At 58.4% G+C, this 14,548-nt stretch carries 18 protein-coding genes; 6 read left to right on the forward strand and 12 right to left on the reverse strand.

Annotated features, from left to right (window positions below):
- Window positions 1-22 precede the first annotated feature (22 nt).
- The 3 genes from ACR0M2_RS07185 to ACR0M2_RS07195 all read right to left on the reverse strand — a co-directional run bounded on the left by ACR0M2_RS07185 (window position 23) and on the right by ACR0M2_RS07195 (window position 1,437).
- Window positions 23-610, reverse strand: a complete 588-nt coding sequence (locus ACR0M2_RS07185) for a biotin transporter BioY (protein ID WP_480704384.1) — start codon at window positions 608-610, stop codon at window positions 23-25.
- Window positions 611-685: 75 nt separating this feature from the next.
- Entirely contained in the window at window positions 686-1,108 is a 423-nt protein-coding gene (locus tag ACR0M2_RS07190; RefSeq protein WP_170349095.1) for a DUF6314 family protein, read from the reverse strand.
- Window positions 1,105-1,437, reverse strand: coding sequence for a hypothetical protein (locus ACR0M2_RS07195; protein ID WP_170349096.1), 333 nt, complete (start codon window positions 1,435-1,437; stop codon window positions 1,105-1,107). The genes ACR0M2_RS07190 and ACR0M2_RS07195 overlap by 4 nt, the downstream gene beginning before the upstream one ends.
- Before the next feature lie 88 nt (window positions 1,438-1,525).
- On the opposite strand from ACR0M2_RS07195, the gene purB reads away from it, so the two are divergent.
- The 5 genes from purB (at window position 1,526) to ACR0M2_RS07220 (ending at window position 5,933) form a co-directional block, all read left to right on the forward strand.
- Window positions 1,526-2,830: an adenylosuccinate lyase gene (purB, locus tag ACR0M2_RS07200; RefSeq protein ID WP_170549488.1), complete on the forward strand. Its 1,305-nt coding sequence runs from the start codon at window positions 1,526-1,528 to the stop codon at window positions 2,828-2,830.
- 122 nt (window positions 2,831-2,952) lie between these two features.
- On the forward strand, window positions 2,953-3,105 hold the full coding sequence (locus tag ACR0M2_RS07205; RefSeq protein ID WP_425080430.1) for a chitin-binding domain-containing protein: 153 nt from the start codon (window positions 2,953-2,955) through the stop codon (window positions 3,103-3,105).
- A gap of 104 nt (window positions 3,106-3,209) precedes the next feature.
- Entirely contained in the window at window positions 3,210-3,752 is a 543-nt protein-coding gene (locus ACR0M2_RS07210) for a tetratricopeptide repeat protein (RefSeq protein ID WP_425080429.1), read from the forward strand.
- Between the two features lie 68 nt (window positions 3,753-3,820).
- Window positions 3,821-4,912, forward strand: coding sequence for a flagellar motor switch protein FliG (locus ACR0M2_RS07215; protein WP_480704385.1), 1,092 nt, complete (start codon window positions 3,821-3,823; stop codon window positions 4,910-4,912).
- A 97-nt stretch (window positions 4,913-5,009) separates the two neighbouring features.
- A complete protein-coding gene (locus tag ACR0M2_RS07220; RefSeq protein WP_170349100.1) occupies window positions 5,010-5,933 on the forward strand; it encodes a lysophospholipid acyltransferase family protein in 924 nt (307 codons plus the stop codon).
- Here the strand turns inward: ACR0M2_RS07220 and ACR0M2_RS07225 are convergent, their stop codons facing one another.
- The gene (locus tag ACR0M2_RS07225; RefSeq protein WP_170549499.1) at window positions 5,934-6,635 is read right to left on the reverse strand and encodes a DUF1223 domain-containing protein; all 702 of its coding nucleotides are present in this window, start codon (window positions 6,633-6,635) and stop codon (window positions 5,934-5,936) included.
- Between the two features lie 218 nt (window positions 6,636-6,853).
- On the opposite strand from ACR0M2_RS07225, the gene acnA reads away from it, so the two are divergent.
- Window positions 6,854-9,544, forward strand: a complete 2,691-nt coding sequence (gene acnA / locus ACR0M2_RS07230) for an aconitate hydratase AcnA (RefSeq protein WP_480704386.1) — start codon at window positions 6,854-6,856, stop codon at window positions 9,542-9,544.
- Between the two features lie 76 nt (window positions 9,545-9,620).
- Here the strand turns inward: acnA and ACR0M2_RS07235 are convergent, their stop codons facing one another.
- The 8 genes from ACR0M2_RS07235 to secF form a co-directional block, all read right to left on the reverse strand.
- The gene (locus ACR0M2_RS07235) at window positions 9,621-10,160 is read right to left on the reverse strand and encodes a DsbE family thiol:disulfide interchange protein (RefSeq protein ID WP_480704387.1); all 540 of its coding nucleotides are present in this window, start codon (window positions 10,158-10,160) and stop codon (window positions 9,621-9,623) included.
- Window positions 10,153-10,311 (reverse strand): heme exporter protein CcmD, encoded by a 159-nt coding sequence (gene ccmD, locus ACR0M2_RS07240; protein ID WP_170349104.1) that lies wholly within the window; start codon window positions 10,309-10,311, stop codon window positions 10,153-10,155. Before ccmD ends, ACR0M2_RS07235 begins: the two co-directional genes overlap by 8 nt.
- A complete protein-coding gene (locus tag ACR0M2_RS07245; RefSeq protein ID WP_170359058.1) occupies window positions 10,308-11,081 on the reverse strand; it encodes a heme ABC transporter permease in 774 nt (257 codons plus the stop codon). The genes ccmD and ACR0M2_RS07245 overlap by 4 nt, the downstream gene beginning before the upstream one ends.
- A 61-nt stretch (window positions 11,082-11,142) precedes the next feature.
- A complete protein-coding gene (ccmB, locus tag ACR0M2_RS07250) occupies window positions 11,143-11,799 on the reverse strand; it encodes a heme exporter protein CcmB (RefSeq protein WP_170349106.1) in 657 nt (218 codons plus the stop codon).
- Window positions 11,796-12,410 carry a heme ABC exporter ATP-binding protein CcmA gene (ccmA, locus tag ACR0M2_RS07255; protein WP_480704388.1) on the reverse strand — a complete coding sequence of 205 codons (615 nt, stop codon included), beginning with the start codon at window positions 12,408-12,410 and terminating at the stop codon, window positions 11,796-11,798. The genes ccmB and ccmA overlap by 4 nt, the downstream gene beginning before the upstream one ends.
- A gap of 66 nt (window positions 12,411-12,476) precedes the next feature.
- A complete protein-coding gene (locus ACR0M2_RS07260; protein WP_170375855.1) occupies window positions 12,477-12,830 on the reverse strand; it encodes an Mth938-like domain-containing protein in 354 nt (117 codons plus the stop codon).
- A 9-nt stretch (window positions 12,831-12,839) separates the two neighbouring features.
- Window positions 12,840-13,598 carry a sulfite exporter TauE/SafE family protein gene (locus ACR0M2_RS07265; protein ID WP_254428447.1) on the reverse strand — a complete coding sequence of 253 codons (759 nt, stop codon included), beginning with the start codon at window positions 13,596-13,598 and terminating at the stop codon, window positions 12,840-12,842.
- Complete coding sequence (gene secF, locus ACR0M2_RS07270) at window positions 13,579-14,547, reverse strand: protein translocase subunit SecF (protein WP_480688259.1); 969 nt, start codon at window positions 14,545-14,547, stop codon at window positions 13,579-13,581. The genes ACR0M2_RS07265 and secF overlap by 20 nt, the downstream gene beginning before the upstream one ends.
- Window position 14,548 lies beyond the last annotated feature (1 nt).

Consider the following 14,548-nt stretch of genomic DNA (forward strand, 5'->3'; position numbering starts at 1 on the left):
CATTCACAAAGTTATTCGGAAATCAGTTGCGGGCGTCGCCAACCAGTTTCCACAGGCCGGGGATCAGCAGAGCGGCCAGCGCCAGTTTGATCACATCCCCCATCAGGAAGGGCGTCAGACCCCATTCCAGGATCGGCTTATCCCAACCATAGAGCTGACCCAGCCAAAGCAGGCCGGGCACATAGATCAGTACATTGGCCAGCACCAGCGCCAGCGCCAGTTTCCCGACCGAGCGATCCCAACCGCGCGCGGCCAACGCGCCCAGCAGTACGGTAGCCATCAGGTAGCCGACCAGATAACCGCCCGTGCCGCCCATCATGTACGTCAGCCCGAATTTTTCGGCCGAGGACCCGGCGAAAACGTCAAAACCCAGCGCGCCGACCAGCAGATAGCCCAGCATGGTGATCAAACCCAGACGCGCGCCATAGGCGGTACCGATGGTCAACACGGCAAAGGTGCCCATAGTGATCGGAACCGGCCACATCGGCACTTTAATCTTTGCAGCAATCGCCAAGGCCACGATGCCCAGCGCAACCAGCGCTACCTGTTTCACGCGCAGCGCTGTGCCCTCGCGCGGACCGATTGCTTCAGCCAGAACATTTGTAGTCATTTTCTTTCTCCACGTTCGGATGGAAATTGGGGCACAGGATGGCCCATTTCACATCGAGACTTCAAGATGATTGCGCTATCGAGGGCGGTATTCGGTTTTCATTTCATAGGCTTTTCGCGGTCCGTTCACCGTCCAGTGGACGGACCAAATCGGCCAGGCTGAGAAATCATAAACCGCGTCATAGCTGTCTGGCGGACAATCATGATGATCCCTAGACTGCGAATGCTCCAGCTTCAATGTATGAAAAAACCGTCCGTCTTCGAAATGAACCGCAATCCCTTCGCCTTCATCCCGCCACAGGTAGCGCCGGGTGCCTGTCATCTCGGCCTGACCCGGAATACGCAGCGTGACCTCTTCATCATAGATTAACCCATTTTCAGCCGGGCGCAGAACCGCGTGACCTTCGGCTTGCACGAACTGCCCTGCCCGCGCGTCGTTTATGGTTCGGCTCAGACTCCAGCTCCCTTCGAACTCGGATAGGCTGCGAGGCTGGGTCATTCGGCATAGGTCCCGTCGGTGGTGCCTCCGCTGTCATCGACGAACCGGATCACGTCACCCTTTTTCTGAACGTCATAACAGGCCCACAAATCAGAGGGCGGCCAGACCGAGCAATACCGATCCTCGCGCACCGCCCAACGGCCCGCGCTTGGGCGACCCGAGTAATACTGCGTCAGCATCGTTTCATCGAATGTCTGCCAGACGCCGTCCCCGTAATCGAGCTTCTGGCCGGTCAGGGCATCCAGAATCTCGTCTCCGGTCAGTGTCCGGAACTCTTCCGCGGCCAAAAAACCGGGCCAAACGGCCAAAATCAGGGCAAACCGTCTCATACTTGCACTCGTGCCTTGTTCCCTTGTGCGGCTGGGTTTAAACCCCGCGCCAACGCTCTATCCCAAACACAAAAAGGTCTCACCGCCAATGATTCCACGTTATTCCCGCCCCGATATGGTTGCCATCTGGTCGCCCGAGACCAAGTTCCGCATCTGGTTCGAGATCGAGGCTCACGCCTGCGACGCCATGGCCGATCTGGGCGTCATCCCGCGCGAAAACGCCGAGGCGGTGTGGAAGGCCAAGGACGTGGAATTCGACGTGGCCCGCATTGATGAGATCGAGGCCGTCACCAAGCACGACGTTATCGCCTTTTTGACCCATCTGGCCGAGCATGTCGGCAGTGAAGAGGCACGCTTTGTCCATCAGGGCATGACCTCTTCGGATGTACTTGACACCTGCCTGAACGTACAGCTTACCCGCGCCGCGGACCTGCTGATTGCTGACCTCGAAAGCCTGCTGGCCGCCCTGAAACGCCGCGCGATCGAACACAAGAACACCGTCCGCATCGGTCGCAGCCACGGCATCCATGCGGAACCCACCACAATGGGTCTGACCTTTGCCCGATTCTATGCTGAGATGGACCGCAACCTGTCACGCATGCGCGACGCCCGTGCGGAAATCGCCACCGGTGCGATCAGTGGTGCGGTCGGCACTTTCGCCAATATCGATCCCCGCGTTGAAGAGCATGTCTGCGATCAGCTAGGTCTGGTGCCTGAACCGATCAGCACGCAGGTCATCCCGCGTGACCGCCACGCGGCCTTCTTTGCGACCCTTGGCGTCATCGCCAGCAGCATCGAAAACATCGCCATCGAAATCCGTCACATGCAGCGGACCGAGGTGTTGGAGGGTGCCGAGTTCTTCTCGATGGGCCAAAAAGGCTCCTCGGCCATGCCGCACAAGAAAAACCCGGTCCTGACCGAGAACCTGACCGGTCTGGCGCGCATGGTGCGCGCAGCGGTGATCCCGGCGATGGAAAATGTGGCGCTCTGGCATGAACGTGATATCTCGCATTCCTCGGTCGAACGCATGATCGGCCCGGATGCGACAATCACGCTGGATTTTGCGTTGGCCCGCCTAACCGGCGTGGTCGACAAGATGCTGATCTTCCCCGAGAACATGCTGGAGAACATGAACAAGTTCCCCGGTCTGGTGATGAGCCAGCGGGTTCTGCTGGCGCTGACGCAAGCAGGGGTCAGCCGCGAAGATGCTTATGCCATGGTTCAGCGCAACGCGTTGAAAGTGTGGGAACATCGCACCGACTTCAAAGAAGAACTGCTTGCCGACGCCGATGTCACCGCAGCGCTGAGCCCTGAAGAAATCGAAGAGAAGTTCGACCTCGGTTACCACACCAAACACGTCGACACGATCTTCGCCCGCGTGTTTGGCGAATAAAACCTGACCGTTCAGTCAGTTCAAAGGGCCCGGTTCGCACAACGCGATCCGGGCCCTGCTCTTTTGCCAGACGGGTCAAAATCAGCTATAGTGCGCGTATATTTCCGAACGGGAGAAATAGCATGATACGCACCATTCTCTGCGCCTTGGCCCTTACGGTTTCAGCTTCGGTCGCTTTGGCCTGTACTGGCCATTCCAAGCAAACCCAGTCCTGCGCAGACGGGACATATTGGGATTCCGAAACCCAAACCTGCGCGAAAATCGTAAACAGCTGAGAATTATATTTCCTACTTGTGAATAAAAGCGAAGGCGCGATTGTTAGCTTTTTATCAGATCGCACTATGCTTGATCAGAGCAGCCCAGAGAACGGAGTAGGAAAATGCGTCTTGTATTAGTTTCAGCTATTGCCCTTCAGGCCTTTGTCTTTGCACCGGCGGCATACGCTGCGGGCGGTGGAAGCGGCGCCGCACCCAAGCCAACGAACACAACCAAGAAATGCCTGTTTGGCCGCGTTTACGACAAGGATGCCGGGCGCTGTGTCAAGCCGGACAAGACCAACTTCACCCAAGATGAGCTTTATGAAGCCGTGCGGGAATTGGCATATGACGGCCAGTTAGAAAACGCTCAGAATATTCTACGCATCATGGATCAAAACGATGATCGTGTGCTGACCTACTGGGGCTTTACCTATCGCAAAATGGGTGAGCTTGAGCTGGCCAATGTCTTTTATTCCAATGCCATCGAAACCAACCCCGACAATATCCTAGCACGCAGCTATATGGGTCAGGGCTTTGTGGCCGAAGGGAAAACCGATTTGGCAATTGCACAATGGCGCGAGATCAAGGCGCGCGGTGGTGAAGGCACCTGGGCCGAGGCGTCGCTGCGCGAGGCAATCCGCACCGGGCTGACCTATAACTACTAAGCTTCAGCCTTTCTTTACCCGACTCTCCGTAATCTGCCTGTGGAACGCAACTATGGCACCGCAGGCAGATGCAGGTTACAAACACTTTGATACAGGTGGCACCGGGGGCGGCTCCGGTGACAGATCAGGCGGACAGTGAAGCGCCTCGCGTCATTCCTCGCGCGCTCAGCAACCGACAGAAGGCCGCCGTGGTCGTGCGGCTGCTGCTGAATGAAGGCGCGGATATCCCGCTGGAAGACCTTCCCGACGATTTGCAGGAAAAACTGACCCATCAGCTGGGTGAGATGGGGCTAGTGGATCGTGTAACATTGGACGCAGTGGCGCAGGAGTTTGCACAGGCGCTGGACAGCGTCGGCCTGTCTTTCCCGCACGGTCTGGCCGGTGCTTTGGACGCGGTGGATGGTAAGATTGCCCCAGCTACAGCCGCGCGGCTGCGTAAGGTGGCTGGAGTGCGCCAGATTGGTGATCCCTGGCAACGGCTGCGCGAGGTACCACCCGAAGACCTAGCTGCCATGGCACAAGCAGAAAGCACCGAGATCGCCGCCGTGATGCTATCGAAACTGGAAACCGCAAAGGCCGCGCAGCTTTTGGGGAACCTGCCCGGTCCTGTTGCCCGTCAGATCACCTATGCGGTTTCGAAAACCGCCAATGTCACACCCGAGGCGGTGGAACGCATCGGCTGGTCGCTGGCGGCTCAGCTGGACCAAAGGCCGTCGCAGGCGTTTGCGGATGGTCCCGGGGCGCGTGTGGGCGCAATTCTGAACCAGTCGGCGGCCTCCACCCGCGACGGGTTGCTAACCGCGCTGGATGAAGAGGATTCGGATTTCGCCAGCGTCGTGCGCCGTTCGATCTTTACATTTGCGCATATCCCAGCCCGTATTCTGTCACGCGACGTCCCGGCGGTTCTCCGCAGTGTGGATCAGGCCGATCTGGTCACCGCGTTGGCCGGGGCCACTGCTGAGGATGACCAAAATACAACCGAATTCCTTTTGTCCAACATGTCATCGCGAATGGCCGACAACCTGCGTGAAGAAATCGGCGAACGCGGCAATGTCAAGCAGTCCGAGGCTGAAGAGGCCATGACTCAGATTGTTGGCGCTATTCGTGCACTGGTTGACGAAGGAACGATCGCCCTGATCGAAGAAGACAATGAGGAATAGGCAAGCGCCGCGGTTTAGGTCATAGGAATGCTTGTGGTCGCGGAATGTGCCTTGTATGTCTGACCCGGCAAAATGCAACAGCCGGTGAGACCAGATTATGCCCGTCGAAAAGTCGGAACTAAGCCGCGGGGCGCTTCGAAAATATTATGTCACCGGCCTGTTTCTGAAAGGTGTAATCGGGGCAATGCGGCTGTTGCCGTATGAACGGCGTATCGCAACGATGGGGGCCATCGTACGCGGGCTTGCCCCTTTGGTCGGGTTCACTAAGCGCGTGCGCAGCAACCTGAAGCTCACCCGCCCCGACCTGTCGGACGCCGAGGTAAATCGCATCTGTCGCGCTGTACCCGACAATGCAGGTCGCGCCATCATGGAGCACTTTTCGCCAGAAGGCTTCACGGAACGGCAGGCCAGCGCCAAGGTGTCCGGCCCCGGCATTGCTGCCTTTGACGCCGCCGTGGCCGAAGGGCGACCCGTCATGATGATAACCGCGCATTTCGGTCACTACCTGGCAGCGCGGATCGCCCTGCAAACCCGCAGTGGACAGCCCATTGGATGCCTCTATCGTCGTATGGCGAATCCCTATTTCAACGACATGTATGTCGACGCGTTCTACAAAACCGGCGCGCCGATGTTCGAACAGGGCCGCCGCGGCATGGTTGAAATGGTGCGCTCCCTTAAGAGCGGCGGTATCATTGCCATCGTCTCAGACCTGCACGCCCACGGCGGGGAAGAGCTGACGTTTTTTGGCAAACCGGCCGTGACATCCGTCTTGAACGCCGAATTGGCGATGAAATACAAAGCCGAACTGATCCCGTGCTATGCGATCCGCCAGCCTAATGGCATTGATTTCGAAATCGTCCTGCATGACCCGGTTCCGCATACTGACGCCAAGACCATGACCCAGTTCACCAATGATGATCTTGAGGCCATGGTACGGCAGCACATGGGACAATGGTTCTGGATTCACCGACGTTGGAAAGCCTGGAACGGACTTGGCGTTCAGCCCGAGGATATGCCCTGATCACTTGACCTTGGTGGCGGCAACGATTGGGCCATGCCCAACCTTCTGCACAAGTACGACCGCTGGCAGGTCCGAGGTCAACACCGCCGAAAACTTCTGCGGCGCCACCCCGTCCCACTGCCCGGCGACCTGCCAGGTATCTACAACATTTGCATAGTCCAGCTCATGCCCTGCCAGCTCTCCTCGGCGGATCGAGGCATGGCGCATCGGCGCATACTGCACCACGCGCACGTCAAAAAGCTCACCCTCTGGCAGTTCGACCGGCGTAACATCGACCGTGACATCGTTGCCCGAACGGGTCGCCACCACTTCGGCCTCGGGCGCAGCTTTGAGATGGGCATCGATCAGATACTCCAACTCCTGCGACTTTGCACCGACCACATCCTGCTGACCGTTGATAACCATCTGAGGCGTGTAGATCATCGACCGCCCGCCCTGACGCGCATAGGCGCGCTGACGCAGGGTGTGATTGGGATCGGCATATTCGTCCTTCCAACCAATATAGTCCCAGTAGTCCACATGTAGTGCCAGTCCGATCACATCGTCACGTTGTGCCAGATCATGCATCAACTCATCGGCTGGCGGGCAGGACGAACACCCTTGTGATGTGAACAGTTCAACCACAACCGGGTCATTCTCGGCTAGGGCTGAGGTGGCCAGAAACAGGGAAACAAACACAGTGACAGGAGCAATTCTGAACATATGAAATCTCGGGCTTTTGGGGTGCTTATCCGGTTTAAACGGATCGACGCTCAACCGCCAATCAAGGTTTCTTGAGATTTAAAACAATCGCCCTTGAATTGTATACCTTAGCATACAACTTAGAAGTCAAGGTATCTAAGCCTTGAATGCCCGGCAATGATGCTCCAGAAAACAATCAGCAAATCCCCAAACCCAATATTTTGAAAGGGAGGCCAACAATGCCCATTTCCGTTGGAAAGGATAGCGCCAAGACACGCCGCAGCCTGAGCGTGAACGGCAAGTCCATTGCCTATTACTCGATTCGCGCCGCGCAAGAGGCCGGTCTAGGTGATTTTTCCAGACTCCCTGCGGCACTGAAAGTAGTGTTGGAAAACATCCTGCGGTTTGAGGATGACGGGTTTTCTGTCTCGGTTGATGACATCAAAGCCTTTGCCGAATGGGGCGCAAATGGTGGTAAAAACCCGCGCGAGATTGCCTATCGCCCTGCCCGCGTATTGATGCAGGACTTCACGGGCGTCCCGGCCGTCGTCGATTTGGCCGCAATGCGTGACGGGATCAAGGCGCTGGGTGGTGACGCGCAAAAGATCAATCCGTTGAACCCGGTGGATCTGGTCATCGACCACTCAGTCATGATTGATGCGTTTGGCAATCCGCGCGCGTTCCAGATGAACGTGGATCGCGAATATGAACGAAACATGGAACGCTATCAGTTTCTGAAATGGGGGCAGTCGGCGTTTGACAATTTCCGCGTTGTGCCACCCGGCACCGGCATCTGCCATCAGGTAAACCTTGAATATCTGGCCCAAACCGTCTGGAGCGACAAAGACCAGAACGGAGAGGAAGTTGCCTATCCCGATACTCTGGTCGGCACCGACAGCCACACCACCATGGTCAACGGCATGGCCGTTCTGGGCTGGGGCGTTGGCGGGATCGAGGCCGAGGCCGCGATGCTGGGCCAGCCGATTTCGATGCTGATCCCCGAGGTTGTTGGCTTTGAGCTGACCGGTGCGATGGTCGAGGGCACTACCGGCACCGATCTGGTTCTGAAAGTAGTCGAGATGCTGCGCGAAAAAGGCGTGGTTGGCAAATTCGTCGAATTCTACGGCAGCGGTCTGGATCGCCTGCCATTGGCTGACCGCGCGACCATTGCCAACATGGCACCGGAATACGGCGCGACCTGCGGTTTCTTCCCGATTGATGGCGAAACCCTGCGCTATATGCGCAATACCGGACGCGACGAGGATCGCCTGGCGCTGGTTGAGGCTTACGCCAAAGAGAACGGCCTGTGGCGGGATGAAAACTACGCCCCGATCTACACGGACACCCTGTCGCTCAACATGGGCACTATCGTTCCAGCCATATCGGGTCCGAAACGTCCACAGGACTATGTCGCGCTGACTGGCGCCAAAGCCGCTTTCACCAAGGAAATGGCTGAGACCTTCAAACGCCCGATGGCCAAGGAAGTCGCCGTCAAAGGCGAAGACTACACCATGGATTCGGGCAAGGTGGTAATCGCCTCGATCACCTCATGCACCAACACATCGAACCCCTATGTGATGATCGGGGCCGGTCTGGTGGCGAAAAAGGCGCATGAGCTGGGATTGAACCGTCAGCCTTGGGTCAAGACCTCGCTGGCCCCCGGATCGCAGGTTGTGACCGAATATCTTGAGGCCGCCGGGCTGCAACAGCATCTGGACGCCATCGGGTTCAACCTTGTGGGCTATGGCTGCACCACCTGCATCGGTAACTCGGGTCCGATCCAGAAGGAAATCAGCGAAGCGATTGCCGAGGGCGATCTGGTCGCCACCTCGGTTCTGTCGGGCAACCGCAACTTCGAGGGTCGGATTTCGCCGGATGTGCGCGCCAACTATCTGGCTTCCCCTCCGCTGGTGGTGGTCTATGCGCTGGCGGGCACCATGGATATCGACCTGACCTCGGAACCGATCGGTCAGGACAAAGACGGCAATGATGTGTTCATGAAAGATATCTGGCCCGACCAGAAGGAAATCGCCGATCTGGTGCAGGAAACCGTCACCCGCGAGGCATTTCAGTCGAAATATGCCGACGTGTTCAAAGGCGACGACAAATGGCAGGCGGTCGAAGTTCCGCAACAGGAAACCTATGACTGGCCGCCGACATCGACCTACATCCAGAACCCGCCATATTTTCAGGGTATGAGCCCCGAACCGGGCACCATCTCGAACATCGACGGCGCCAAGGTTCTGGCCATTCTGGGCGACATGGTCACCACCGACCACATCTCACCTGCGGGGTCTTTTGCGGCAACCTCGCCTGCGGGTAAGTACCTGACAGAGCGTCAGGTCCAGCCGCGCGAGTTCAACTCGTATGGTTCGCGCCGAGGAAATCACGAGGTCATGATGCGCGGCACGTTCGCCAATATCCGCATCAAGAACGAGATGCTGGATGGCGTCGAGGGCGGCTATACCAAAGGTCCGGACGGTCAGCAGACCTCGATCTACGACGCGTCGATGGCCTATCAGGAACAGGGCGTTCCGCTTGTGGTGTTTGGGGGGCAGCAATACGGCGCCGGGTCCTCACGCGATTGGGCGGCAAAGGGTACCGCGTTGCTGGGCATCAAGGCCGTGATCGCCGAAAGCTTTGAGCGCATCCACCGTTCTAACCTAGTTGGCATGGGCGTGATCCCCTTCGAATTTACCGGCGGCGACACCCGGAAATCGCTGGGACTGAAGGGGGATGAGACGGTCTCGATTGACGGTCTGGATACGGTTGAACCGTTGCAAGAGGTGCCATGCACCATCACCTATGGCGACGGCACCACAAAGACCATCACCCTCAAGTGCCGCATAGATACCGCGCCCGAGATCGAATACGTCGAAAACGGCGGTGTGCTTCAATATGTGCTGCGGAACTTGGCGAAAGCTGGTTAAATCTGCGCGCTATAAAATTAAGGGCGTCCGATTGGACGCCTTTTTTCATTTCTCATTTGGTTAAACCATCGCGGCTTTAGTTGCCTGCCGCTTTTTCCAACGCCGGACGGATCGTGCTTTCGATCACGCGCTGAGTTATCGGCCCGGCAAAGCGCAGGATGATCGTGCCCTCACCATCGATCACATAGGTCTCGGGCACGCCATAAACGCCCCAGTCCAATCCCATACGCCCCTGCTCGTCCCGGCCGATTCCGGCATAGGGGTCGCCCAGTTCGGTCAGGAAGGCTTCGGCGTTTGCCAGTTGATCCTTGTAATTGATGCCGTAAACGGGGATGCCCTCATCTGCCAGGGCCTGCAGGTTGGGATGTTCAACCCGGCACGGCGCGCACCAGCTGGCCCAATAGTTGACCAGCTTGACCTCTCCGTCCCGCAGCGTGGCATCATCAAACCCTGTCTTGCCCGCGAATTCCGTCAGCGCCACAGGCGGCGCGGGTTGGCCTTCGCGGGCCGACGGTAACGCGTTGGGGTCATCGCGGAACATGCCGATGCCCGCTAGGACGGCGAAAGCGCCAAAAATCAGCGGCGGCGCAATCATCAGGGGTGAGATTTTAGCCATTGCGCGTCATCCTTTGTTCGACCTTTTCCATCTCGGCCCGGACCTTGCGGCCACGTACGATGCTGAACACAATCAGCAGCGCCAGCAATCCGATCGAGGCCGCATAGGACCAGAGAACCGTATCGGCATATTTTCCGAGATCAGGGATCATCCGCTTACCCTTTCCCGCGCCAAAAGCGCCTTGACCCGGCGCGCGCGAATTTCCGTGCCCGTGCGGTACAAAACAAGAGCAATGAACAGCAGTACAAACCCGATGATGCACAACAAAAGTGGGTAGAAATAGATATTGCTGACCTTCTCTTCGGTATCCGCCCCGGTCACGGCGGCGGCCCGCATCACGGATGCGCCCTGATGCAGCCCCTGATTCCAAAAATTCACGGCATAGCGGCTGAGCAGCGCAAAGACAGACCCGACCAGACACAGGACCGAGGTCAGATCGGCCGCCGTATCAGGGTCTTCGATAGCTTCCCAAAGTGCGACATAGCCCAGATAGAACAGGAACAGGATCAGGAACGAGGTCAGGCGCGGATCCCAGGCCCACCAGGTGCCCCACATTGGCTGCCCCCAGATCGCCCCGGTCGCCAGCGCGATCAGGGTCATCACAATACCCACAGGGGCCGCTGCACGCGCCGCCAGCGCGCTGACATGGTGGCGCCGCACAAGCCACACCAGCGAGGTCGCCAGCATCATCAGCCAGCAATTGATCGCCATCAGCGCAGCAGGCACATGCAGATAGATAATCTTGACCGTCGATCCCTGCTTGTAGTCATCCGGTGTGAAGAAGAACCCCCACACCAGCCCTACCACGATGCAGGCAAGCGATGATGCCCAGAAAAACGGCATCACCCGTTCACTGGTGGCAAGGAACTTGCGCGGATTGGCGTATTCCCAGAGGGCGTTGGCTTTGGCTGCGATAGACATGGGCCTTATCTAGTCCGAGTCGGGTTCGTTCTCAATTGACATCAGTCAAAGTTTGACCACGTCAGCGAAGGTTAATGCGCAGCACCGCTGCGCTGGCAAAGGGCAATAGGGCGATTGTCGCGGCGGTGATCCCCGCTAGCATCAACAGCGGGGTCTGGGTTTCCATCCCCGTCGCCCCACGGCGCGCGACTTCGGCCCCAAAGATCAGGGTCGGCACGTACAGCGGCAGGACCAGCAGGGATAGCAGCAATCCGCCACGTTTCAGGCCCACGGTCAGGGCCGCGCCAAAAGTGCCGATGACACTCATTGCCGGGGTGCCGATCAACAGCGATACGACCAGCCAGAAAAACCCCGGCACTGGCAGGTTCAGCAACACGCCCAAAAACGGAGCGGCCAGAACCAGTGGCAGGCCAGTGGTTAGCCAATGGGCCAGCGCCTTGATGGTTACTACCGCTTCCAACGGCAGCGGCGCGGTGGCCAATAGGTCAAGCGAGCCGTCCTCCCAATCCAGTGCAAGCAGGCGGTCCAGCGACAACAGGCAAGCCAGCAGCGCGCCCAGCCACAGAACACCGGGCGCGATGGTCGACAGCAGCGAGGATTGCGGCCCGACTGAAAAGGGCACCAAAACGGTCACGATCAGAAAAAACGCCAGACCGAGACCAAACCCTCCGCCCGCGCGGAAGGCCAGTTTCAGGTCACGCAGCAACAGGGCAATCACAGGAAGCCTCCGTCGAAGTCATCGATGGGGCTGGGCTTGGCCTTGTTGGGGCCAACGTCCAGAACCTCTCCGTCCAGGCCAAGGTCGATATGGGTAGCGACCAAGGCCGACCCGCCCTGCCCCAGATGCGCGCGTACAGCATCGGCGAACATCTGCACCGCGTTACGGTCCAGCGACACGGTCGGTTCGTCCAGCATCCAGATCGGCCGCCCCGTAACCAGCATTCGCGCCAAACCCAACCGCCGTTTCTGCCCCGCCGACAGGTTGCCTGCATGACGGTCGGACAGCTCGTTCAGCGCAAAGGCGTCTAGCGCGGGCTGAATTTCATAAGTGCCAAAGACCGAGGCCCAGAAGGTCAAATTCTCAACCACCGTCAATGTCGGCTTCAACCCGTCGGAATGCGAGGCATATGCGATCTGATCCTCGGCCCCGTCAATCCGCCCCGCCAGCGGCGGCTGCAACCCGGCCAGTGTGCGCAGCAAGGTCGTCTTACCGATCCCGTTCGGCCCGCGCAGAATCAACGCCTTGCCCGGCGGCAGAGCAAAGCTCAGCCCTTCAAGCACAGGAACGCCGCCACGGGCGATGGCCAGATCGGTCACAGTCAATGTCATGGGTCCCGCTTATCTCATTGCCGTCAGGCGCAAAAGGTGAGATTTGACGCAGGCCCTGCCGACAGATCAGACCGGCAATAAGGCCAGCGCAACGCGCCGCCCTTCGGACAACAGCACGTTATACGTGCGGCACGCAGCCGGAGAGTTCATGATCTCAACTCCGATCCCGGCATTTTCCAGGGCCGTGCGCAGATCAGCAGGAATGTGATTCAGTTCAGCCCCGGTGCCAATAAACAAAACGTCCACGGTATCGGAAAGTTCCAGCAGCGGCGCGTTGTCCTCATACCCGTCCCAGGTCGTGGTTCCGGCGGGGCCTGTCAGAACGGCTCCCTCATAAACCTGCCCACCGATCCGGAAAAAGCCCGGGCCGTACCCGTCAACCGGGACTGCGTTGGTATAGGAAATCTCATTCAGGCGCATGGCCGTGTTCTAGCCCCAAAGCGGTAGGCCCGACAAGGCCGCAACCGCAATCGCCAGGTAAGCCGCAGCGCGATACAGCTTTTCATACGCGGGCCGGAACAACCAACCGCCCAGCCAGTTGCCCAGCAAATTGGGCACGGCCAATGCAAGGCCTAATGCCGCCGCCGCCCAAGTGATCCGCTCCATCCCGGTCAGGAACCCAAGGAGGAGGAAATCGAACCCGAACAGGAACAATAAAATCGTGGCGCGGATCACTTCGACCGGTATGGGGCGCGACATGTAAAACAGGATTACCGCCGGGCCGGGCAAGCCCGCCACGCCGCCCAGAAACCCGGCCGCTGCACCAATTCCCGCAACCATCCCCCGGCCAACATGGCCGTGATACCGCAAGCCAAGGATCAGCACGGCCAGCATAAACAGCGCCAGCAGACTGACGGCATAGCGGAAAACCTCGGGTTCAACCTTGGTCAGCACCCATAACCCTACAGGAAGCAACAGCGCACAGCCCACCAACAGCCGCAGCAGATCCTTGCGATGCACAACATGCCAAGCGCGACGCAGGTTCGGCAATGGGCCGAAGATGTCCATTATAGTCAGGCCGATGATGGCTCCGAATGGACCAAGGAAGGGTGTGGAAAGAGGAAGGAAAATCAGTGCGGTGCCGAATCCGGAAAACCCGCGAACAACGCCGCCGAGGAAAGCCGCAAAAATGATAACGGCCAGCCCCATTGGGGACTGGCCGAATATATCAGGCGTCGATGTTGGCAAACTGATTGCCCGCCGTATTGGACGGCTTGGACCAGTCGCGTTTGACCCCCAGCCACAGCAGGATGGTCGAAGCCACAAAGACCGAAGAATAGGTTCCCACGATCACACCCCAGATCATCGCAAAGACGAAACCGCGGATCACATCCCCACCCAACACGTAAAGCGAAATCAGCGCCAGCAGCGTGGTCACTGAGGTCATCACCGTCCGGCTGAGCGTTTCGTTGATCGAGATGTTCAGAACCTCTTTGAGATCTTTCTTCTTGTACTTCCGCAGGTTCTCACGCACGCGGTCGAAGACGACCACAGTGTCGTTCAGCGAATAACCCACGATGGTCAGAAGCGCCGCGATAATGGCCAGATCGAACCGAATCTGTAGTTCCGAGAAAATACCGATGGTCAGAATCACGTCATGGACCAACGCGGCAACTGCTCCCAAAGCGAATTGCCATTCGAAGCGCAGCCAGATGTAGACCAGCACGGCGCCAATCGCCAAAACCACCGCGATCACGGCGGTCTGGATCAATTCACCGGAGACCTTTGGGCCGACGGATTCGACGGACACAAATTCTATGTCCGGCGCTGCCACCTTCAGCGCCTCTTCCACGGCGTTAACCGTCGCGGCCGAGACGGCCTCGGCATCGGCTTGCGCCTGAATGCGGATCATGGCGACGTTTTCATCCGGCCCAAATGTAGGGTCGAAAATCTCGGTGATGCTCACGTCGCCCAGCTCCAGCGGAGAGATCGCGTCGCGATAGGCGCCGACGTCGATTTCCTGTGCGGATTGGGTCCGGATCGTGGTCCCGCCACGGAAATCGATACCGAAGTTCAGCCCTTGCAGCATGAAAGACGTAAACGCCACAACCATCATCAGGGCCGAGATACCCAGCCAGACCTTCCAGCGGCTGAAGAAATCAAACGAGGTGTTCTGGGGTACGAGTTTCAGTCTCATG

Source organism: Ruegeria sp. BE10 (assembly GCF_056538905.1).

What these genes read in the sequence shown, in the direction of transcription:
- ACR0M2_RS07185 (WP_480704384.1), bottom strand. Translation starts at nt 610, where the DNA reads ATGACTACAAATGTTCTGGCTGAAGCAATCGGTCCGCGCGAGGGCACA.
- ACR0M2_RS07190 (WP_170349095.1), bottom strand. Translation starts at nt 1,108, where the DNA reads ATGACCCAGCCTCGCAGCCTATCCGAGTTCGAAGGGAGCTGGAGTCTG.
- ACR0M2_RS07195 (WP_170349096.1), bottom strand. Translation starts at nt 1,437, where the DNA reads ATGAGACGGTTTGCCCTGATTTTGGCCGTTTGGCCCGGTTTTTTGGCC.
- purB (WP_170549488.1), top strand. Translation starts at nt 1,526, where the DNA reads ATGATTCCACGTTATTCCCGCCCCGATATGGTTGCCATCTGGTCGCCC.
- ACR0M2_RS07205 (WP_425080430.1), top strand. Translation starts at nt 2,953, where the DNA reads ATGATACGCACCATTCTCTGCGCCTTGGCCCTTACGGTTTCAGCTTCG.
- ACR0M2_RS07210 (WP_425080429.1), top strand. Translation starts at nt 3,210, where the DNA reads ATGCGTCTTGTATTAGTTTCAGCTATTGCCCTTCAGGCCTTTGTCTTT.
- ACR0M2_RS07215 (WP_480704385.1), top strand. Translation starts at nt 3,821, where the DNA reads ATGCAGGTTACAAACACTTTGATACAGGTGGCACCGGGGGCGGCTCCG.
- ACR0M2_RS07220 (WP_170349100.1), top strand. Translation starts at nt 5,010, where the DNA reads ATGCCCGTCGAAAAGTCGGAACTAAGCCGCGGGGCGCTTCGAAAATAT.
- ACR0M2_RS07225 (WP_170549499.1), bottom strand. Translation starts at nt 6,635, where the DNA reads ATGTTCAGAATTGCTCCTGTCACTGTGTTTGTTTCCCTGTTTCTGGCC.
- acnA (WP_480704386.1), top strand. Translation starts at nt 6,854, where the DNA reads ATGCCCATTTCCGTTGGAAAGGATAGCGCCAAGACACGCCGCAGCCTG.
- ACR0M2_RS07235 (WP_480704387.1), bottom strand. Translation starts at nt 10,160, where the DNA reads ATGGCTAAAATCTCACCCCTGATGATTGCGCCGCCGCTGATTTTTGGC.
- ccmD (WP_170349104.1), bottom strand. Translation starts at nt 10,311, where the DNA reads ATGATCCCTGATCTCGGAAAATATGCCGATACGGTTCTCTGGTCCTAT.
- ACR0M2_RS07245 (WP_170359058.1), bottom strand. Translation starts at nt 11,081, where the DNA reads ATGTCTATCGCAGCCAAAGCCAACGCCCTCTGGGAATACGCCAATCCG.
- ccmA (WP_480704388.1), bottom strand. Translation starts at nt 12,410, where the DNA reads ATGACATTGACTGTGACCGATCTGGCCATCGCCCGTGGCGGCGTTCCT.
- ACR0M2_RS07260 (WP_170375855.1), bottom strand. Translation starts at nt 12,830, where the DNA reads ATGCGCCTGAATGAGATTTCCTATACCAACGCAGTCCCGGTTGACGGG.
- secF (WP_480688259.1), bottom strand. Translation starts at nt 14,547, where the DNA reads ATGAGACTGAAACTCGTACCCCAGAACACCTCGTTTGATTTCTTCAGC.